This window comes from Marinomonas spartinae (assembly GCF_900089775.1).
Classification (GTDB): domain Bacteria; phylum Pseudomonadota; class Gammaproteobacteria; order Pseudomonadales; family Marinomonadaceae; genus Marinomonas; species Marinomonas spartinae.
Window position 1 is genome coordinate 191,363 of sequence record NZ_FLOB01000003.1, and the last position, 20,067, is coordinate 211,429.

The window sequence follows — 20,067 nt, forward strand, 5'->3', positions numbered from 1 at the left end:
CAGTTTCTTTAATACTAATGAGTGATTTCTAGTGCTTCTTCCCAACTTTTTATAAAGCGATACTGCTTTGCAAAATCGCGTCCAACTAAAAGTTGCTGATCAAGCTCCACTACTCGCTGCGGACCAGACTTACCCAGTATATTTAGGGTATTTTTGGTCATCACATCGGGCTTTATAGGAAACATCAATGTCTCAACTTGCATGCGCTTTTGCACCGAATTTGTCAGTAAGTAATCCAAAAATAGCCCAGCATCATGGGCATTAGGTGCTTTCTTAGGAATCAATCCAACTCGCATCACCATTAAGCTGTAATCCTTTGGTAGGATCATTTTCAAGTGCGTGTCTTCTTTTACCCGTTGAGCTACATAAGAACCTAATAGGTTATAACCAAGTACTAATTTACCACTGGCGACCTTATCAATAATCTCGTGCGTACAACAGTAAGTTTTGACTTGGTGGCTACCAAAAGCTTCAAGTAATCGCCCCCATGTAGTATCCGCTTGTCGAGCATCTTGACTGGCAAGCAAATAGCCCACACCACTTTTACGAATATCATAAGTACCAATGCGGCCCTTCATAAAATTTGAATATTGACGAATCGTTTGTAATATGTCTTGGCGGTCTTTTGGTAGTGGTCCGGGGTAACGATCTTTATTCACTAACATCACCACAGGCTCCAAAGAAAATGCAAACACCTGATGACGCCACTGGGCATAATTGGGTAGTTGATCTGTCAAAAATGAGTGATAGGTTTGTGCATAGCCATCGTTCACCAGTTTGATTTGCAAATCCATCGCACTACTGATAACCAAACTAGCCTGAGGGGACCGACTGTCGTGAATCGTTTGGTTATACATTTCTAAAGTATTAATATCTTTATAAGAGACTCTAATATTGGGATAACGCTGAACAAAACCTTCAATGAGTGGCCCAAAAGAAGCCAAGTCGATAGATGAGTGAATACGAAGTACACGGGGGGCATCCTTTTGACCAAACTCAACACTTCTTTGCTCTGGATCCGCTAAAACAAACTGGCTCCCCCCCATGAAGAACACACTTAGCAAGATAATAAACCACTTCATAGCATGAAATCCTCTGCACCATGAGCCGTCTGATACTTGGCAATGTCAATTTGAAAGGTAGTGCCATTGGGCTGAGTATCAAGAATAATAATATTCGCAGTATGATGATCAATAATGTCTTTGACCATCGCCAGGCCAACTCCACTGCCAGCTGTATCGTAGCGACCACGGTAAAACCGCTCGAAGACGCGCTTTTTTTCTTCCTTAGGAATCCCCGCACCGTAGTCAATGACGTTAATTCGATAATAGTTAGAAAATTCTTCTACCCTGACAACCACTTCCGTAGCTTGATCTGCGCCAAGACTGCTGTAGCGTACCGCATTTTCGATAAGATTCTGCATCATCTGCTGCAAAGCAAATGCATCACCAAATACCATCGCTCGTTTTACATTTGCCTCTAACGACAAACTCACCCCTTTATGTAACGCCGTAATAGCCTGTTCTCGGCACGATGCAGTAACTGGTATCAGCAAATCCACAGGCTCTTTTGGATTGGTTTGCATACGATGGGACACTACCGCTTGATTCAGTAATAACGTGACCGTTTGACTGAGTGAATCACATTGCGTCACGATATTTTCAAGGGCTTCTTGCTGCCGTTCTGGGGAGGTTTTATCGCGAGCATTTTCGGCTAAAGCACGTAAGCTAGCAAGAGGAGTACGCAATTGATGGGCGGCGTCTGCGGTATAATTTTCTAATTGCTCTAGGTTGGTTTGCAAACGCGCCATAAAATGATTAATCACCATTTTTAAATGATGCGTTTCTTTTGGTGTTTTAATATTAATCGGCGTCAAATCCCCTGGCTGACGTTCTTCCAGCACCCGACTGATTCTATGCAGAGGTCTAAGCACCAACTGACTACCAATAACAATCAGCGCCACAGCCACCAATGCAATCATTAACACGACCTCAACGGCTCGCTCCGTCACAGACGAAGACAGCTCTTCTCGAGACAAACGCGTCTGACCAATAATGATACGTACCGTACCTGTCGACTCAGACTCTGTTAGATGGCGTTCCAACCAAGCAAAACGCACCATTTCGCCTGAATATTCGCGATCAAAGAATTGTATTTTGTCCAATTGTGGTGGCTTCGGTGGCGTAATATTTAAGTCGCGATAACCCGTAATAAACCCTTGAGATGAACTCACAACTTTATAAAACACCCTATCGTCATTTGCTTGGGCAAGGGTGGCAAACGCTGACCATGGAATATCAATAGTCACTTTGTTATGTACTAAGCCAATATTTTCATCCATTTGTAACAAAGCACTACGAAGCAAACGATCATAAGAAATATCCGCCAATCGTTGGCTATATTCAAAAACAAAGTTGATAGCAAGCGCAGCAATAACACTAATGATGCTAATGCCGCCGATGATAAATCGTCGGCGCAAAGAAGGCGTACTCTCTGACACCAGCTCCCCTTTATTAGGCTTTTGGCGACACAGAAACTTCTGCCACATAACCAATTCCCCTGAGAGTTGTGATGGTAAAATCACTGGCAACAAGCTTTTTACGAAGACGTCCTACATACAACTCAATGGCATTCGGGCTAGGGGTTTCATCAAAATTAAACAGATGATCAGTAATGTCATCTTTACTGAGCACACGACCAAGATGACCTAAAAAAATTTCCAGCAACCGAAACTCACGATTAGTAATCGCCGTGAGTTCGCCACTAATAAAGACTTGTCGGCTATCACGGTTGACCAACAAATTACCGTGTTCACTAACATTTGCCGCATACCCCTGCTTACGACGTAACAGAGCACGGCAACGGGCTTCCAACTCACCAAAATCAAAAGGTTTAGTCAAATAATCATCTGCGCCTTCATCCAGCAAACGAATACGATCTTCAATTTGATCTCTTGCAGTTAAAATCAAAACGGGCGTCCCGTCCTCTTTCTGACGAAGTTTTTGCAGCAACTGCAAACCAGACAAACCTGGTAAATTTAAATCCAACAAAATCAAATCAAACGATTGATACTTAAGCAAATCATGAGCGCGTTTACCATCATCAATCAGATCTACACCATGTCCCAAACTGGTAAGTCGCTCTAAAATGGCCTGCCCAAGTACTTGAGTATCCTCTACCACCAAAATTCGCATAAAAAAATTCAACTACATTCACAGTATGTTTATAAAGCAGATGCAACAAAGTTCGAGCTGCCTCTGCAACTCGAACTTCCATTACTAACGCAATGCTTGCTTTAATTCCGAACATCAGCATACCTCACACCGATGCGGAAAGTATAAGCATTTAATCCACTTATACTTCTTTAGATTTAGACATTTTAGAGCGGATAATTGGCCCGACTACAATCGGTAAAACAAGCCCCAACACTGAAATCGTCCATAGAGTAATACTTAAACCACTGTTGAAAAGAACACTCCAGTCGCCATCGGACAACACTAAAGCATGACGTAGATTTTTTTCCATTTCAGGGCCAAGCAACATACCCAATATAACGGGCACTAATGGGATATCCACTTTACGTAAAATGTAGCCCAATACACCGAACGCAACCATAAAGTATAAATCAATCGCACTATGACTCACCGCATAAATACCAACAGAAGCAATTAAAGTCACTACGGGCATAAGATACTTAGGCGGAATACTTAATAGCTTAACGAAAATACCTATCATCGGAATGTTGAGTAGTAATAGCACGAGGTTACCTACAAACATCGCTGCAATAACCCCCCACACTAGGTCAGCGTTTTGCTGGAAGAGCATCGGGCCTGGCGAAATATTCAAAGAAATCAGCATCGCTAATAACACAGCAGTGGTACCACTACCTGGCACCCCCAAGGTCAGCATTGGAACCAGCGCCCCCGATGCGGCACCATTATTACCCGATTCTGGTGCAGCAACCCCGCGAGGATCCCCTTTACCAAACTCGCCTTTATCGGAAATTTTCTTTTCCAACGAGTAACTGATAAACGACCCCAAGGAAGCACCAGCGCCTGGCAAGACGCCTGCAACAAAACCCAGTAATCCACCACGAACGGAGGCTGGCAAGACTCTGATAATGTCGGCTGCCGTTAATTTGAGTTTATTGATAGCTACTTGTTTTAGACCATCGCCAGCATGACGCTCGATAAAGAAAAACAACTCACTGATCGCAAATAAGCCTACAATGGCAATAATAAAATCAACACCTTCAAATAACTCAAGCATGTTGAAAGTATAGCGTTGCACACCTGTTGAAATATCGATTCCTACCGTGGCAATCATCAAGCCAAGGGCCGCTGCCATAATGGTTTTAAATTGATTTTTCCCTGTTACTCCGCCTAATGTCGCAAACGCCAGGACAAACAGAGCAAAGTATTCAGACGGGCCAAATTTAAGGGCAAATTTAGCAAGAATCGGCGCTAAAATAACCAGGCCGACAGTCGCAATAAAGCTACCAATAAAAGACGCAATAGCAGAAATAGCCAGCGCCTCTGCCGCCTTACCTTTTAGCGCCATCGGATAACCATCCAAACAGGTCATCATGGCAGGCTCGTCACCTGGAATATTCAACAAAATGGAAGAGATACGTCCGCCATACATGGCACCAGCATAAACAGACGTTAATAAAATCAAAGAAGAAGTGGCCGATAAACCTAAACTAAACGCCAAAGGAATCAATATTGCCACACCATTGGCAGGCCCAAGACCTGGTAAAGCGCCAATCAGCGTACCAAGTATGGCACCGATAATGGCAAACATAATGCTTTCTGGGGTTAAGGCCACCGCGAAGCCATGCATCAATAAAGTCATTGTTTCCATGGTTACAGCTCCAAAATACCAAGAGGTAATGCCAATTCAAGCACATAGTTGAACAAGAAGAAGATAACAATGGAGCTAACAATGCCAGTCATCACACTATGCTTCACTGTTGCTCCCATGCGCCAGCTAATAAAACTCACCACAAGAGCAGCAGATGGTATAAAACCAACAGGTTCAATCGCCCAAGCAAAAATCAACAATGCAACGGCCACGCTTAGAAGCTGGAGCAACATGGGGACAGGTGCCCATTTCTCGTCTGGATCAGGCTTTACAATCAAGTAAATTGAACTAATAGCCAATATAATGGACAACATAATAGGGAAAGTTTCTGGACCAACACTTTCATTTCCACCAAAAGGAATGGGAAATTGTGTTGCCTCCCAACCGTAAGCAACGGCGAGAATCAGCATCAGCATGCCGAACACACGATCATTAATACGCATGTCTCTGCTCCGAGTAAGTTAAATCATTAAAATATAGAAATAGGTACACCCACACAGAAGAGAAGCCTCCCCTCCTGTGTGGATGTCTGTATTTAGTGACCGTTATCGAATCAAACCAATTTCTTTCGACAAGGTATTGATATCTTTTGTTTGTTTGTTAACAAACGCAGTGAACTCTGCACCAGATTTATGGAATGGCATTAAACCATTTTTCGCCATAATGTCTTTCCATTCCTGTGTCTTATATAATTCATCCATGGTTTTTACCCACCAAGCATAAGAAGCGGGATCCGCTTTACCTGGAACGTAAAATCCGCGCCAGTTTGGAGCAATCGCATCAATGCCCTGCTCTTTGGCAGTAGGAATGTTGTTAAACGGAGCAGGTAAACGCTTTTCAGACATAACAGCTAATACTCGAAGATCACCAGATTCCATGAATCCCTTAACTTCAGAAATGTCACCAGTAAAAGCATCAATGTGACCACCAACTACTTGAACCAAAGCCTCAGAACCACCGCTAAAAGCTAAATAACGAATTTTAGGTAGGTTTGTAACGTGTGCTTCCTTGGCCGCAATAAGTACTTTTAAATGATCCCAACCACCAGAGGCACTACCACCAGCAAACTTAACGGCACCAGGATTTTTCTTTAGAGCATCCATCATTTGAGTTAATGATGTGTATTTGGAATTTTTCCCTACCGCAATAACGCCATAATCCGCACCAAGGGTACCGACCCATTTTACTTGGCTTGCATTTAATCCGGGGAATTGGCCTTGAGCAAGGCGAGTAGTGGTTGCTGTGCTGGCAGCCACGATAAGATTGTCATCTTTTGAGCGTTTACTAACGGTGTGAGCAAAGGCTACACCGCCACCTGCACCACTCATGTTAACCGTTTGAACATTACCTTTGATATATTTCTGATCAACCAGTACTTTACCGACGCTACGACAGGTAAAGTCCCAACCACCACCAGGGTTTGCGGGGGCAATACATTCTGCACTACGAGCGGGTTCGTAAGCGTAGGCCTGTCCGGCAAGTGTTAGTGCAACTGCACCTGAAATAAGAACAGACTTGATAGATATCTTGTTAAGCATGGTATTCTCCTGCTTGTTATTTTTGTTGTTTTTGATCTGGTATCAGAGTGTTATTTTTCTATTGTCAAAATAGCCAGTTCGCACACCTTACTACGCAAACCTGTCACCAACCTGTCAGCGTTCTTAATTCATGAAAATTAAATGCACTTTGTTTGGAGTAAGCCAACAATCCATTGATTGAATATAGAGAGGGTTCGGCATGTAAATTGTTTATAAAAAGCGGGAATTAGTTGTTATTATTGAAGAATAAAATACGATACGTTTTTATAAATTAATGCGTAAACATTCCTCACGTGATACGAGCCCAAAAAGATAGAGAGCGGAAAAGAGACACGAATGAATAAACAGGCGACGGGCATTGGCTTTATTGCGATTTTTTTATGGAGTTCTTTGGCCTTATTCACATCACAAATAGGTTCCGTACCACCTATGCTGACGATAGCCATTACCTTTAGCATGGCAAGTGTGTTTTTAACCATTGTTTACTTTGTGCGTGGTGAACTTGTTCAATCGTGGAAGGATACGCCACTTAAGTCTATGTTACTAAGCGGTGCCAGCTATTTTTTCTATCACTTTTTTTATTTTTATGCATTACAGCACTCGCCAACGCTATTAGCGGGGATATTAGCTTATTCATGGCCATTGCTTATCATCATGTGTTTGTCCTCACGTAAGCTCAGTACTTTTAATTGGTCACATTTTATCGGAGGGATCATTGCCTTAATGGGAACAGGGTTAATGATTCATTCAAGCACCCAAATGAGCACCATATTGGATACAACCTCTAACCACAATACGAGCACCTCACCCACCATACTAGGCTACTTCTCAGCCTTTATCGCCAGCCTTATTTGGGGCAGCTATTCTCTTGCTAATAGACGACACTCAAGTGTTCCCTCATCCTGCGTACTTTGGAATTGTATCGTGGCGGCTTTGTTTTCAGTTAGTTTTCATCTTGTCCTAGAACCCCATGTGTACAATTTTTCTCAAGATACATGGATCGCTATTTTAGGCTTGGGGTTTGGACCAATAGGTGTAGCTTTTTTATGTTGGGATATCGGAACAAAGCGAGGGGACCTATCTCTCTTGGGTGTTTTATCTTATACAGCCCCAGCTCTGTCTATTTTATGGACCGCCCTCTTTGGCGAGCAAACGATTGTTAACGAACAAATAATTGCAGGTGCCATAGTCGTCATTGGCGTATTAATCGCCTTTTACCGACCGACAAAAAGGCAACTGAGAGATGATCACAGCTAGTGCTCTTTTCGCAAGCCTAATGCCCACCAAACGAAAAACATCACTCAGACAAAAGCCATAACAACAACCCCCATATCCAAATGGAGCATGGGGGTTGTTGCAAAAAAAGGCTAAGGCCAATTCGCTGTTTCTAAGCCACTTGAGACAACGTCCGAGGAATACGCTGTAAACAGGCTTCCATTTCTGCCATACCATTAGGCTGGTCTACCTTAACACCTAAATCTCGCATGGTACTACCCAAGGCATGCAAGGTTCGAAATAAGTTATGCTCACGACATTGCTCACCCATCTGGCCAATACGCACAATCGGCTGCCCAAAAGAGCCAGCAATTTCCACTCGGTACACCTCAGAAATATGGCGGCATATTTGCCCTGCAGTTAAGTCTTCAGGTAACTGAATACCGACTACCGAGTTCAAACGGGACGACTCAGGAATAAACAAATTCAATCCCAAACCTTCTATACCCGCTTGCAACGCTGTAGAGCAGCGCAAATGTCTTGCAAATCGTTGCTCTAAAGATTCATCGCACACCAGTTTCAGAGCCTCATGCAGAGCCATGATACCCGAAACAGGAGCGGTATAATGGTAGCCATCATTGTGCCAAAAGTTTTCCGCAAGCTGCGCATCAAAACACCATTGCACAACCGGCTTTTTGCGATTTTTGACCGTTTTCCATGACTCATCAGAAAAGACTAACAATGACACCCCTGGAATAGACGACAAGCCTTTTTGACCACCAGTAATCACCACGTCCACTTGCCACTCATCCATTTTTAACGGCATGGTACTCAACGTACAAACCGCATCAACAACCACTAAACAGCCATAAGACTTAGCGATCTTAGCAATGTCTTCTAAAGCATGATTGAAAACCGTATTGGAGGTTTCCCCCTGAACTAGAGTCAACACTTTCGGCCGCACTGTCTCAATGGCTTTACGCACACGTTCAGGATCTGCCGCTTCCAATACTGGAACATGCAACTCGTGAACATCCGCGCCAATGCGTGTTGCCATCTCGGCCATACGATGACTAAAAAAGCCATTGTTAATACACAGAATCGGTTCCCCTGGCTCCATTAAGTTAGACACAGCCATTTCCATCGCCGCCGACGCCGGTCCCGCCACACCCAATACCCATTTAGATTCCGTCTGAAATACGTAGCGTGCCATACTTTTTACTTGATTGATGACTTGCGCCATGACACTGCCAAGGTGGTTGATTACCACCGAGTTCGCTCGGGCAACACATTCAGGAATAGGAACTGGGCCTGCGCCCATCATTAAAAGAGGTTCAGCAGGAAGGATTTCATCTAGCGATTTCACCTGGGGACGAGAAATCCCCTTGGGCGATGAAGCAGTCATGGTAGGTAGCCTTATGGTTAGTTAAAAAATAGGAAACCTCTAACAAAAATAGAATGAGTTTTGTGAGGAGATATCCCAACAATTGAAAATAAGAAGGCACGAATGAATCGCAATTTTTTTGACATTTATCAGGATAAAATATCGTGCAATTCATATTTTCAAAATAATATTCCAAAATAATAGCGTATTCTTCTGTAAAATAAGAGTCATGACACACAAAAGAGTACGATCTACCACAGTGATTCTATTTTGCATTACATATGACGTGTGTTGAATTCGCAAAGCAGTGTTTTTTACTCTGCTCGCTCTCCTCGAAGTGTGACATAATGCGCGAAATTCCCTTATACAGGATCCTATATGATTACTTGTGGTATCGAGATTAAAAGCAACGAAATCATTCTTTGCTTACTTTCTAAGCAGGATGGTCTTTTTCAGATAGCCGATTGTCGCCAAGTGCGTCACACGTTGAACCACCCAAATGATTGTGAAAGTGTTCGCAAATTTCAGCTGATACTGAAAAAACTGTTTGAAGATTACAAAGTAACCCGTGCGGTGATTAAAGAGCGCCCAACAAAAGGGAAGTTTGCTGGTAGTGCCATCGGATTTAAAATTGAAGCAGCCATTCAACTAATCGATACCATTCAGGTAGATTTGTTTAGCGGTGCGACGGTGAAAGACATTCTAAAAAAACATCCTATGCCAATTCCATTCAAGGCAACGGGATTAAGAGCCTTTCAAGAAGGCGCATTCACAGTAGGTTATGTCGCACTTTGTGAAGAATAAGCTAGCTCACTCACCATTGCATTTCGCTCTAGTCAAAAAATACGGTTAATCACTAAGAAAGAAAAGTCTGTCTTTTCTTTCTTCCACCTGCCCCTCTTTTTAATCTTAGCCGATCATAGGCACATTCTAGCTCAGGCCAGAAATCGCACCAAAACAGAACACTTTCATAAAACACCTTGCTTTGTTATGCACCTTTTTAGGGAATAGCGACCAGGAAGTCGATTAAACTCCTCCCTAAAAGCTAGGCAAAAAGACCAAGGTAACAACAGTTTTCTTGCTCAAAAACAGAGCGAAGCGATAGAAGTATGCAAGCCGCATTCACACAAAAAAGTATGGAAGCAATGACCTCCTGCAGCCGTTGTAAGATAGGGGTTAACAGCATTCTAGTTGTGTGAGTAAAGGGAAAAAATATGTGTTTTAGGAAGGTTGTCATTAATTTGTTCATAAAAGCAGCTAAGCTAAAAAACGCATAGAAACAGTCATCAGGGAAGGCACGAACACTTTCAAATACTGGCATTGGATTTGCTATAAGCAATAAACCTTTACCATTTTTTGAGCGCCGTTCCTTAATTTGGTAACAAGCAACAAGGAGTCTGAACTTTCCCAGCTGTTGCATGACGAAGGAGGATATAGATCGACTTTTCGGTAGCAGACGCACTCTATCCGACTAAGATCTTAAAAAATATGACACAATTACTCGTATTCACTGATTTAGATGGCACTTTGTTGGACCATCATACATACAGTTTTCAACCCGCTCTTTCTACATTCCAAGCGCTTCAAACTTTTACTATCCCTTGTATTTTAAACACTAGCAAAACTTTTGCAGAGCTGGGTGAACTACGTCAATCACTACACCACAAAGACCCGTTTATCATCGAAAATGGTGCGGCCATCTATATTCCAAAAGAGTTAAGACTTATACGTGATGAAGACCATGATCAGTATGCCTTAGAAGACCACGGTCATTATTGGCTGAAAGCATTTGGCCCACATAGACAAACTTTGATAGACATCACTGCTTCTTTAAGCAACCGCTTTCAATTTAAACGCTTTAGCGATATGACATGGCAAGATGTGGCTGAGCTAACAGGCTTAACGGAAGAAAGTGCAAAGCTGGCCATGCAGCGTGAGTTTACAGAGCCTATGGTATGGAAAGATTCAGCCAATGCCCTGAACCTTTTTAGAGACACGCTAAAAGACACGGACATTCAAGTACAGAAAGGCGGCCGCTTTACTCACCTTATGGGCAAATCCTGCGATAAAGCCCGAGCTATGTTATGGCTGAGTGAACGGTATGCTGATTTCTATCAAAGCACTGTAACCAATATGGCCCTTGGGGATGGGGAAAACGATATTGGCATGTTAAGCAAAGCCGATATTCCCGTTGTCGTACGATCACCCGTTCATGCACCACCAGAAATACCAGGACGCTACGATGCATGGCTAACTGACGCCTATGGACCAGAAGGATGGGCACAAGCTGTCAACAAAGCCCTCGCTTCACGAGGCATTTTATAACAAGAAAAATACGCACTATGTGAATAGACGATTCGCGGCCTGCAATCGGCAAAACAATTTAACACTCTAGGAGACATAATAATGGGCGACTTTCACCAGAACGGCATTATCACAACGCTTCATAACTTAGCCAACCGTCCGCTTGAAGACATGGAGAGAGAACTGTGCGAATTTGCCAAAACTCGGCCAATGTCGCTTATTCTCCCTTGTTTATATTCCGAACTGGCCACAGACGCCATGCCAAACATCATCGAACACCTCAAACAAGTTCCGTACCTTGATGAAATCGTCATTGGTTTAGACAGAGCAACTGAAGCAGAATATCGCCATGCTTTGGAGTTTTTTAGTGTTCTACCACAAAAACATAAAGTTCTCTGGAATGACGGCCCTCGCCTCCGAGCCATCGACAGTGTATTAAAAGGGGAACAGCTCTCACCAAATGACCCAGGGAAAGGTCGGAACGTATGGTTCTGCATGGGTTACAACTTAGCAGCAGGCAAAGCAGAATCCATAGCAATGCACGATTGCGATATTGTCACTTATGATCGCGAGCTGCTCGCTCGTTTGATTTACCCTGTCGCGAACCCCAATTTCAACTACGAGTTCTGTAAAGGCTTCTATGCGCGTACTGCAAATGGCAAGATGAATGGACGCGTTAGCCGTCTACTGGTCACACCTTTGCTTTATTCTCTCAAGAAAGTCTTTGGAAACTTAGAATACTTAGATTATCTAGACAGCTACCGTTACCCTCTTGCCGGGGAGTTCTCATTCCGTCGTGATGTAATGACAGATTTGCGCATTCCAAGCGACTGGGGATTAGAAATTGGTGTTCTAAGCGAGATGAAACGCAACTATTCGAATAACCGCTTGTGCCAAGTTGACATCGCTGATGTTTATGATCATAAACATCAAGACCTCTCAGCCGATAACGATGACGGTGGCTTATCGAAGATGTCCATTGATATCACTAAAGCTATTTTCCGCAAACTGGCAACCAATGGTACTATTTTTAATCAAGAAACCTTCCGCACCATTAAAGCGACCTACTATCGAGCAGCATTGGACTTTATTGAAACCTATCGCAATGATGCAGAAATTAATGGATTAAAATTAGATGTACACCAAGAGGAGCAAGCCGTTGAACTGTTCGCCAGTAATGTCATGAAGGCAGGAAATATGTATCTTGATAATCCAATGGAAGCTCCCTTTATTCCAAGCTGGAACCGTGTTGTCAGTGCATTTCCTGGTGTCATGAAACAACTGGCCCTTGCTGTCGAACAAGACATGCAGGAATTTGGCCCAGACAAATAAATCGGTGTCCATATCCTCTGGTTAAGTTGATGAGACGGATGGAGGCCACCACTTCATCTTCACTATTTTCAGATATTTTTACAGGTAGACAGCTATGGAAAATACAGCGCCATCACAATTAGAACAACGACTCATCGGTCACCTTCAGGTTCTATACCCTAACCGCGACGCCACCGAACTTGCCCGTAACTGTCTGGCTACCTTTAATTTAGATCCGAAAACAGAATCCCCACGCCCCCACAGAAATTTATGGGACCAGTCCGATATTATGCTGATTACCTATGCGGACACCCTCAGAGCTGAGAATGAAGCACCATTAGAAACTCTGCAAAAGTTCGTTAAAACCAAGTTAATCAACAGCATTTCTGCTGTTCATCTACTGCCTTTTTTTCCTTACAGCTCAGACGATGGCTTTAGCGTCATGGATTACACAAGTGTTAATCCCGCATCCGGAAGATGGCACCATATTTCGGAAATATCGAAAGACTTCAAGGTCATGGGCGATTTAGTCATCAATCACTGTTCTAGCCGTAGTATGTGGTTTGAAAACTATAAAGCGGGTGTCGATCCAGGGGCAAAATATTTTTATGAAGCAGACCCTAACGCCGATCTAAGCGCCGTCGTGAGACCACGAACGTCCCCTCTATTACGTGAAGTACAAACCAAAAATGGCACAAAATACGTTTGGTGTACTTTTAGTCATGATCAAATAGATTTAAATTTCGAGAATCCAGACATTTTATTAGAGTTTCTCCGCATTATTCGTTTGTATCTGGAAAAAGGGATTCGCTGGTTTCGTCTTGATGCGGTCGCCTTCCTTTGGAAAATCCCAGGCTCACCAAGTATTAACTTACCACAAACCCATGAGATGATCCGCCTGTTACGTCTCGTCATCGAGCACTACGCGCCCGAATCCGTCATCATCACTGAAACCAATATTCCTAACCAAGAGAATTTAACCTACTTTGGTAATGCCAACGAAGCCCATCTTATTTACAATTTTTCACTGCCACCATTGTTGATCAACAGCTTGGTCACAGGTAACTGCAAACATCTAAAACAATGGTTAATGAGCATGCCACCCGCTCAACAGGGCACCACCTACCTGAACTTCATTGCCTCCCATGATGGTATTGGCTTGCGTCCAACGGAAGGCTTACTCACAGATTGGGAGCTAGAAACCTTAATCAATACCATGAAACGCTTTGGAGGACGCATTAGCTCTCGCACCACACCTGACGGCGAAGCCAAGCCGTATGAAATAAACATCAGTTTGTGGAACGCCTTAGCTGGCTCGGTACAACAGGGTCCTGATCAATGGCAATTTGCTCGATTCTATTGTGCTGCGGCAGTGATGATGTCCCTCGAGGGTGTTCCAGCGTTTTATATACACAGCTTTTTTGGCACAGAAAACGACGTGGATCGCGTGGATAATACGGGGCAATTTCGTTCTATTAATCGTCATATTTGGAAGATGGACGATTTAGAGCACGTTCTTAACACCCCTACACATCATCAAAAAGTATTCAACGCCATCACTAATTTAGCTCAGATACGAAGAGCACAGACTGCGTTTCACCCCAACGCTACCCAGTACATCTTACACATGGGAGATCATCTATTTGCTTTCTGGCGCCAAAGTTTGGATCGTCGCCAAAGCTTATTTGCGATTTTCAATATAACGGATCAACCTCAAAGCTTTAACTTATCAGAACTAAACCTTATCGCTACAGACGACTGGACCGATTTAGTCACGGACACAGTATATGAGGACCACTTAGCGAAAGTCACTTTAATGCCCTACCAATTTTTATGGCTGGCAAACAAGAAAGGTAAGGTAAAACTCGTAGGATAGTAGACCGTTATCGCTGCACTCTTAAAAATGGTGGGTATCATACACACCATTTTTAAGAGCCTCCAAGCGAATCAGTGACTAACTGTTTTAGAAAATAGATTGATGATCACCACACCAATCACTATCAAACTCATCCCTAGCCACGCAGCAAGATCCAATTTTTCACCGGCAAACAGGTAGCCAAACAAAGATATCAACACAATCCCTAGCCCTGCCCAAATCGCATAGGTAATTCCAGTAGGGAGTGTTCTCATCACCACACTAAGCAAATAAAAGGATACACAATAACCTATCAGAGCCATGGCCGTTGGCCCTAATTTAGAAAAGGAATCGGACGCTTTTAACGACGTTGTCGCGAACACTTCACACACAATCGCTAAACATAAAATTATGTATGTCATTCTATTCCCCTCTTATATCAATGGACTAGATTATTCTACTTACAGGACCCGCTCTACTATCCGACAGTTTTTTCAAACATTGTTAATAAACTGCCTCTTCAACAATATCTTCCCCTAAAAAGCCGCCCGTCTGGTGTGCCCATAGTTTGGCATAAATGCCACCGTGTTGAATCAACTCATCATGAGACCCCTGCTCCACGACATTACCTTGATCCAATACAATAAGCGTATCCATGGCTGCGATAGTAGACAAACGATGTGCGATAGCAATCACCGTTTTCCCTTCCATCAAACGATACAAACTTTCTTGAATGGCCGCTTCTACTTCTGAATCCAACGCGGATGTGGCCTCATCTAAGACTAACAATGGCGCATCTTTTAAAAGCACTCGAGCAATCGCAATTCGTTGGCGCTGTCCACCCGAAAGCTTTATCCCTCGTTCCCCCACCATTGCATCGTAGCCTGTATTGCCATAAGGGTCAGTCAACTGCAGGATAAAATCATGAGCTTCTGCTTTTTTTGCCGCTGAGATCATCTCTTCTTCTGTTGCATCGGGACGACCATATAATAGGTTCTCACGAACGCTACGATGCAATAGAGAGGTATCTTGCGTTACTAGGCCAATGTGAGAACGTAATGAATCTTGCTTCACTTTACTGACGTCTTGCCCATCAATAAGAATTCGACCTGACTCAGAGTCATGAAAGCGCATCAACAAGTTGACGATGGTCGATTTACCTGCACCAGATCGACCGACCAACCCCACCTTTTCCCCCCGTTTGACCATAAAATTGAGGTCTTCGATGACTTTTCGATGTTTTTTTCCATAATGAAAATGAACATGCTCAAAGCAAATTTCACCTTTCGTGATATTCAATGGTTTTGCATCCTCGTCATCTTGAATCGACAAGGGTTTAGACATGGTTTTCATGCCATCCACAACCGTACCGATGTTTTCAAATAATGAACTGACTTCCCACATAATCCACTGGGACATACCGTTTAAACGCAATGCTAAACTCACCGCAATAGCAATAGCTCCCACACTAATAATACTTTCCTTCCATAACCAAATAGACAAGCCAGCTACAGAAAAAGCCAATAGATAGTTACAAACTTGCACCCCTACATTCAGCCCTGTCACGAGGCGCATTTGCTTGTATACCGTTTGCAAAAAAAGATCCATACTGTCTTTCGCATAGCCAGCTTCACGCTGCGTATGTGAAAACAATTTGACGGTCGAAATATTGGTGTAACTATCAACAATACGCCCTGACATACTGGAGCGAGCATCAGCTTGCTCAGAGGAGATTTTTTTCAGTTTAGGGATAAAATAAAATTGCAAAATCAGGTACAGCACCATCCAAATAAGAATAGGTATAACCAATCGAAAGTCCGCTTTGGCTATTAAAAACAACATGGAGAAAAAGTACACGATGATGTATACCGACACATCCATCAGCTTCATGACACTTTCCCGAACAGCTAACGAGGTTTGCATTACTTTCGTCGCGACACGGCCAGCAAAATCATCCTGAAAAAATGTCATACTTTGTTTCAGCACATAACGGTGAAACATCCAACGTATGCGCATAGGGTAATTCCCCAACAAAGTCTGATGCAGAACCGCCGAATGTAAAAATGACACTAACGGCATCGCCACCAGCACCACAACCCCCATAGTAATAAGATGAGCACTTTCATCTTTTAAAAAGGTGTCGGGATTTTTCTTGACTAACCAATTGACCAATTGGCCCATGAAGCTGAACATCGTCACTTCCAAAACCGCTATAGTGGCGGTTAATAGCGACATAACGAGAAGAGGGATTTCGACCCCCTTTGAATAGTACCGACAAAAAGCGAACAACGTATTAGGTGCTTCACGAACTTCTATTTCAGGGTAAGGATTTACCCACTTTTCAAAAAAACGTAACATATGCTTCCTTGTTCATTAATCTCTGACGCCGTAGCAAGAATTAGTGCTAAGATCTATGATAGAGATCGAAACCATTGGGAAAATTCGACTAGTTTACTACTAAAGTGATGGCAAAACAGGGTCAAATCTTGTCTAACAAACAATCGACCACAATACTTACACCTTTCAAAGGAATGATATTGATTAGAACCCTCTTATAATAGCCGACCCAGTGTCAGACAAAAACCTGAATTCAGATCTGATACTCTATTTCTCTATATTGATATGCAGCCAACTTTATGAAATTAACCTTACCTGTCTTTTTAGTTCTTGGTCTTTTAGCTGGCATTACGCCGCTAGCGATCGATACCTATTTACCCAGCATTCCCACCATTGCGGTGAGCTTGAATGTCCCCGTTCATTTGGTACAAATGACGCTCAGCATGTACTTAATTGTTTTTGCTGTGCTACAAATTTTATTTGGCCCCATTTCCGATGCCATTGGGCGCCGAAAAGTCGTCGTTGCAGGTCTCTCTTTTTTCATCGTTGGCAGTCTTTTTTGTGCGTTTTCAAATAGCTTCAATACCCTAATTATTGGCCGTGCGATACAAGCTATTGGTGGCGCAGCAGTGGCGGTTAGCATTCCAGCATTAGTCAAAGATAGCCTTTCAACAGATCAATTTGCCAAAGCCATGTCAATGATCATCTTAGTGATGTCCATTGCACCTTTAGTTGCTCCTATTGTAGGAGGAGCGATTTTAACCCTATTTAACTGGCACTTTATTTTTATTTTCTTAGCTCTCATTGCAGCCACAGCCATCTGGCTCTTTTTAAAGACTATTCCGGAAACATTACATAAGGATAATCGCTCACCATTATCCTTTAAGTCTGCGTTAAGCAATTATGGTGTTATTCTGAGAAAGCCTGCCGTGGTGGGTTACATTCTAGCGGGATCTTTTCAGTTTGCAGGCTTGATGTGCTTTGTAACAGGCTCATCATTCGTCTATATTGAACTCTACGGAGTAGAACCATCCCATTTCGGCTTTCTATTTGGTCTCAATATCATAACCATGATGATTGCTACCACAATTAATAATCGCTTTGTCGAAAAAGTCGGCATTGAATACCTAGTTAAATACACCGTCAGAGTATTGTTCAGTGCCACTGTCGCGATCATTATCTTAACCTTCTTTAAACACCCACCTCTTGCAGCACTCGTCATCAGCTGTATGCTCTTTACCGGATGCATTGGCATCTTAGGTAGCGGCTTCATGGCGGGCGCATTAAAACATTCCGGCAAGCATAACGGTAGCGTCGCAGCGTTAGCAGGCACCTTACGCTTTTCTTCCGGTGCACTGAGCGGTGTGATCGTCAGCTTACTCGACAACGGCACCTTTATCCCCATGCTTGGCACCATGGCAGCATGCGGTATTTTATGCGTAATCACTTATCAAATTGTCATCAGATACTTCGACTCCCCAGAGCAAGAAGAGGCAGCATAAATCTGCTAATAACTTTTCAATCGGTTAGAATGTAATGGTCGTGCAAATATTTAGTATTCCGTTTTATAATTCCCTAAGCCGTAACTGGCTTTAGCGAAAGATGAGAATAAACACTGCTCGGTTATTATTCCGGCATGGCCGTTCTTTGAACTGGCAATGCCAATTTGCTGATAATCCGAGAGGCCAAACTTATTCCTCTCTTCTTTCAGTCGTTATAGAATGGAGAACTCATGCTAACAACCGACTCAATATTAGAACAAGTTAAGAGCACGCCAGATCAAGTACAGTTTAAAGAAGTGATTAGCGTCATTGAAAACGAATACAATTTCACGGCTACCTCATTCACCAATGGCCAGTTAGTCAATGGACTAAATGAAAACAATGGTTCATGTAAAATTTTTTACTTTGCCCAATTACATCAGCTTTCACCTGAAGAAACCTTACCCTTATTTGGCCACTTCTATCGCATCGATGTGCTAGAGAACCCAGAAGGGACAGATCATCAAAACATTCGCCAATTTATGCAACATGGCTGGGATGGCATCGCCTTTGATGGGGTTGCGTTAAGCAAAAAAGCCGAATAATTAATTGTTCGGCCCGAACAAGCCAGTGTTCAACTCTATACTGGCTTGTTAACACAACTGTGCTATCGATAGTGTCTTTCCCTATGAGTAGCCCTATAAACGTGAGGTAGAGATGGATTTATTAGCATTTGATTTGGATGGTACCTTATTAAATCAAGGGCAGCGTCTATCAGACTATACGTGCGACACACTAGAACGATTAAAAGCCGCCGGAATAGCATATACAGTGGCCACTGGACGCACGCATTTTGCTGCAAAACCCTGCATCGCAGGTCATGACTTTCCTCTCTGGCAAATTTTCAAAAATGGTGTGGAATGGTGGAACCCAAGTAGCCAAACCTATCGACATCGCAATTTTTTAACTCCCGAATTAATTTCCCAAACACTCTTATCTTTCGAAATGCATGAGATCACGCCATTCGTGTTTTGTTTGGACGAAAATGGCGCACATAAAGTCTACCACCCAGCACTAAAAGGTCGCTTGAGTGATCACATTGCCAATGAATTAGGGAGCCACGACCAACTGAGTCTACACCCTATAGAAGAGCTCGACCCTAATGCTGTCATCACGAACATCAGTGCATTAGGTCGACCCGAATTAATTGAGCGCATTGTGATAGACAGCCGTGAGCACAAGCACATCACCGCTTATTCCGGTGGCGGCATCTATAATAAAGACGCTTACTGGCTAGATATACACCATAGCGATGCATGCAAAGGCTCTTCCTTGATGGAATTGAAAGAGGAGATAGGAGCACAACGCATTATCGCATTCGGTGATGGCGATAACGACCTAACCATGTTTGCCATGGCAGATGAAGCATACGCCACAGACAATGCCTTAGAACATATAAAAAAGGCAGCGGGTAATGTTATCGGCCATCATGATGAAGATGGTGTTGCGCGATATTTACGTGAACGATACAGTCTTTAACCGTTTTTCCAGCTAGTATATGCATACCAACGTGATTTGGTGGAAAAGGCAGGCTTATTAGCCTTTTTGGCAAATCGCCAACTAAGGCAATAGACGGTTCAAAGTGGCTAAAAATGTGATCGTTGTTTAAACAGGGTTGTTATTGCCTTTAGCATCCCCATTTACTTAATTACAACAAAACAGGCTTTACGCAATCGTGATTATGACTCATGATTGTATTAATAAAGATATTTTTGGAGA

Annotated in this window: 17 protein-coding genes; 8 read left to right on the forward strand and 9 right to left on the reverse strand. The window is 43.0% G+C overall.

Features of this window, described 5'->3' with window-relative positions; genetic code table 11:
• Nucleotides 1-14: 14 nt before the first annotated feature.
• The 6 genes from MSP8886_RS08635 to MSP8886_RS08660 all read right to left on the reverse strand — a co-directional run bounded on the left by MSP8886_RS08635 (nt 15) and on the right by MSP8886_RS08660 (nt 6,401).
• Nucleotides 15-1,082 (reverse strand): ABC transporter substrate-binding protein, encoded by a 1,068-nt coding sequence (locus MSP8886_RS08635; RefSeq protein ID WP_067015049.1) that lies wholly within the window; start codon nt 1,080-1,082, stop codon nt 15-17.
• Nucleotides 1,079-2,548, reverse strand: coding sequence for a sensor histidine kinase (locus MSP8886_RS08640; RefSeq protein WP_067015052.1), 1,470 nt, complete (start codon nt 2,546-2,548; stop codon nt 1,079-1,081). Before MSP8886_RS08640 ends, MSP8886_RS08635 begins: the two co-directional genes overlap by 4 nt.
• Nucleotides 2,514-3,194, reverse strand: coding sequence for a response regulator transcription factor (locus MSP8886_RS08645; RefSeq protein ID WP_067015054.1), 681 nt, complete (start codon nt 3,192-3,194; stop codon nt 2,514-2,516). Before MSP8886_RS08645 ends, MSP8886_RS08640 begins: the two co-directional genes overlap by 35 nt.
• A gap of 160 nt (nt 3,195-3,354) precedes the next feature.
• A complete protein-coding gene (locus tag MSP8886_RS08650) occupies nt 3,355-4,863 on the reverse strand; it encodes a tripartite tricarboxylate transporter permease (RefSeq protein ID WP_067015055.1) in 1,509 nt (502 codons plus the stop codon).
• A 2-nt stretch (nt 4,864-4,865) separates the two neighbouring features.
• Nucleotides 4,866-5,306 (reverse strand): tripartite tricarboxylate transporter TctB family protein, encoded by a 441-nt coding sequence (locus MSP8886_RS08655; RefSeq protein ID WP_067015057.1) that lies wholly within the window; start codon nt 5,304-5,306, stop codon nt 4,866-4,868.
• 102 nt (nt 5,307-5,408) lie between these two features.
• Nucleotides 5,409-6,401 carry a Bug family tripartite tricarboxylate transporter substrate binding protein gene (locus MSP8886_RS08660; RefSeq protein WP_175365290.1) on the reverse strand — a complete coding sequence of 331 codons (993 nt, stop codon included), beginning with the start codon at nt 6,399-6,401 and terminating at the stop codon, nt 5,409-5,411.
• Between the two features lie 336 nt (nt 6,402-6,737).
• Here MSP8886_RS08660 and MSP8886_RS08665 point away from each other — a divergent pair, with 336 nt between their 5' ends.
• Nucleotides 6,738-7,658, forward strand: a complete 921-nt coding sequence (locus MSP8886_RS08665; RefSeq protein ID WP_067015058.1) for a DMT family transporter — start codon at nt 6,738-6,740, stop codon at nt 7,656-7,658.
• Between the two features lie 130 nt (nt 7,659-7,788).
• Here MSP8886_RS08665 and MSP8886_RS08670 read toward each other — a convergent pair whose 3' ends face one another.
• Complete coding sequence (locus MSP8886_RS08670; protein WP_067015060.1) at nt 7,789-9,021, reverse strand: pyridoxal-phosphate-dependent aminotransferase family protein; 1,233 nt, start codon at nt 9,019-9,021, stop codon at nt 7,789-7,791.
• 357 nt (nt 9,022-9,378) lie between these two features.
• On the opposite strand from MSP8886_RS08670, the gene MSP8886_RS08675 reads away from it, so the two are divergent.
• The 4 genes from MSP8886_RS08675 to MSP8886_RS08695 all read left to right on the forward strand — a co-directional run bounded on the left by MSP8886_RS08675 (nt 9,379) and on the right by MSP8886_RS08695 (nt 14,491).
• Nucleotides 9,379-9,804: a DUF3010 family protein gene (locus MSP8886_RS08675; protein WP_067015061.1), complete on the forward strand. Its 426-nt coding sequence runs from the start codon at nt 9,379-9,381 to the stop codon at nt 9,802-9,804.
• Between the two features lie 684 nt (nt 9,805-10,488).
• A complete protein-coding gene (locus MSP8886_RS08685) occupies nt 10,489-11,325 on the forward strand; it encodes an HAD-IIB family hydrolase (protein WP_067015064.1) in 837 nt (278 codons plus the stop codon).
• 81 nt (nt 11,326-11,406) lie between these two features.
• Nucleotides 11,407-12,636, forward strand: coding sequence for a glycosyltransferase family protein (locus MSP8886_RS08690; protein WP_067015067.1), 1,230 nt, complete (start codon nt 11,407-11,409; stop codon nt 12,634-12,636).
• Nucleotides 12,637-12,730: 94 nt separating this feature from the next.
• The gene (locus tag MSP8886_RS08695; protein ID WP_067015071.1) at nt 12,731-14,491 is read left to right on the forward strand and encodes an alpha-amylase family glycosyl hydrolase; all 1,761 of its coding nucleotides are present in this window, start codon (nt 12,731-12,733) and stop codon (nt 14,489-14,491) included.
• 71 nt (nt 14,492-14,562) lie between these two features.
• Here the strand turns inward: MSP8886_RS08695 and MSP8886_RS08700 are convergent, their stop codons facing one another.
• Together MSP8886_RS08700 and MSP8886_RS08705 are read right to left on the reverse strand one after the other, a co-directional pair.
• The gene (locus tag MSP8886_RS08700; RefSeq protein WP_067015074.1) at nt 14,563-14,892 is read right to left on the reverse strand and encodes a DMT family transporter; all 330 of its coding nucleotides are present in this window, start codon (nt 14,890-14,892) and stop codon (nt 14,563-14,565) included.
• Nucleotides 14,893-14,974: 82 nt separating this feature from the next.
• Nucleotides 14,975-16,828 carry an ABC transporter ATP-binding protein gene (locus tag MSP8886_RS08705; protein WP_067015076.1) on the reverse strand — a complete coding sequence of 618 codons (1,854 nt, stop codon included), beginning with the start codon at nt 16,826-16,828 and terminating at the stop codon, nt 14,975-14,977.
• A 278-nt stretch (nt 16,829-17,106) separates the two neighbouring features.
• Here MSP8886_RS08705 and MSP8886_RS08710 point away from each other — a divergent pair, with 278 nt between their 5' ends.
• The 3 genes from MSP8886_RS08710 to MSP8886_RS08720 all read left to right on the forward strand — a co-directional run bounded on the left by MSP8886_RS08710 (nt 17,107) and on the right by MSP8886_RS08720 (nt 19,827).
• Entirely contained in the window at nt 17,107-18,309 is a 1,203-nt protein-coding gene (locus MSP8886_RS08710; protein ID WP_067015079.1) for a Bcr/CflA family multidrug efflux MFS transporter, read from the forward strand.
• Nucleotides 18,310-18,539: 230 nt separating this feature from the next.
• A complete protein-coding gene (locus MSP8886_RS08715; protein ID WP_067015083.1) occupies nt 18,540-18,893 on the forward strand; it encodes a HopJ type III effector protein in 354 nt (117 codons plus the stop codon).
• A gap of 112 nt (nt 18,894-19,005) precedes the next feature.
• A complete protein-coding gene (locus MSP8886_RS08720) occupies nt 19,006-19,827 on the forward strand; it encodes an HAD-IIB family hydrolase (protein WP_067015086.1) in 822 nt (273 codons plus the stop codon).
• Nucleotides 19,828-20,067: the final 240 nt, after the last annotated feature.

What these genes read in the sequence shown, in the direction of transcription:
- MSP8886_RS08635 (WP_067015049.1), bottom strand. Translation starts at nt 1,082, where the DNA reads ATGAAGTGGTTTATTATCTTGCTAAGTGTGTTCTTCATGGGGGGGAGC.
- MSP8886_RS08640 (WP_067015052.1), bottom strand. Translation starts at nt 2,548, where the DNA reads ATGTGGCAGAAGTTTCTGTGTCGCCAAAAGCCTAATAAAGGGGAGCTG.
- MSP8886_RS08645 (WP_067015054.1), bottom strand. Translation starts at nt 3,194, where the DNA reads ATGCGAATTTTGGTGGTAGAGGATACTCAAGTACTTGGGCAGGCCATT.
- MSP8886_RS08650 (WP_067015055.1), bottom strand. Translation starts at nt 4,863, where the DNA reads ATGGAAACAATGACTTTATTGATGCATGGCTTCGCGGTGGCCTTAACC.
- MSP8886_RS08655 (WP_067015057.1), bottom strand. Translation starts at nt 5,306, where the DNA reads ATGCGTATTAATGATCGTGTGTTCGGCATGCTGATGCTGATTCTCGCC.
- MSP8886_RS08660 (WP_175365290.1), bottom strand. Translation starts at nt 6,401, where the DNA reads ATGCTTAACAAGATATCTATCAAGTCTGTTCTTATTTCAGGTGCAGTT.
- MSP8886_RS08665 (WP_067015058.1), top strand. Translation starts at nt 6,738, where the DNA reads ATGAATAAACAGGCGACGGGCATTGGCTTTATTGCGATTTTTTTATGG.
- MSP8886_RS08670 (WP_067015060.1), bottom strand. Translation starts at nt 9,021, where the DNA reads ATGACTGCTTCATCGCCCAAGGGGATTTCTCGTCCCCAGGTGAAATCG.
- MSP8886_RS08675 (WP_067015061.1), top strand. Translation starts at nt 9,379, where the DNA reads ATGATTACTTGTGGTATCGAGATTAAAAGCAACGAAATCATTCTTTGC.
- MSP8886_RS08685 (WP_067015064.1), top strand. Translation starts at nt 10,489, where the DNA reads ATGACACAATTACTCGTATTCACTGATTTAGATGGCACTTTGTTGGAC.
- MSP8886_RS08690 (WP_067015067.1), top strand. Translation starts at nt 11,407, where the DNA reads ATGGGCGACTTTCACCAGAACGGCATTATCACAACGCTTCATAACTTA.
- MSP8886_RS08695 (WP_067015071.1), top strand. Translation starts at nt 12,731, where the DNA reads ATGGAAAATACAGCGCCATCACAATTAGAACAACGACTCATCGGTCAC.
- MSP8886_RS08700 (WP_067015074.1), bottom strand. Translation starts at nt 14,892, where the DNA reads ATGACATACATAATTTTATGTTTAGCGATTGTGTGTGAAGTGTTCGCG.
- MSP8886_RS08705 (WP_067015076.1), bottom strand. Translation starts at nt 16,828, where the DNA reads ATGTTACGTTTTTTTGAAAAGTGGGTAAATCCTTACCCTGAAATAGAA.
- MSP8886_RS08710 (WP_067015079.1), top strand. Translation starts at nt 17,107, where the DNA reads ATGAAATTAACCTTACCTGTCTTTTTAGTTCTTGGTCTTTTAGCTGGC.
- MSP8886_RS08715 (WP_067015083.1), top strand. Translation starts at nt 18,540, where the DNA reads ATGCTAACAACCGACTCAATATTAGAACAAGTTAAGAGCACGCCAGAT.
- MSP8886_RS08720 (WP_067015086.1), top strand. Translation starts at nt 19,006, where the DNA reads ATGGATTTATTAGCATTTGATTTGGATGGTACCTTATTAAATCAAGGG.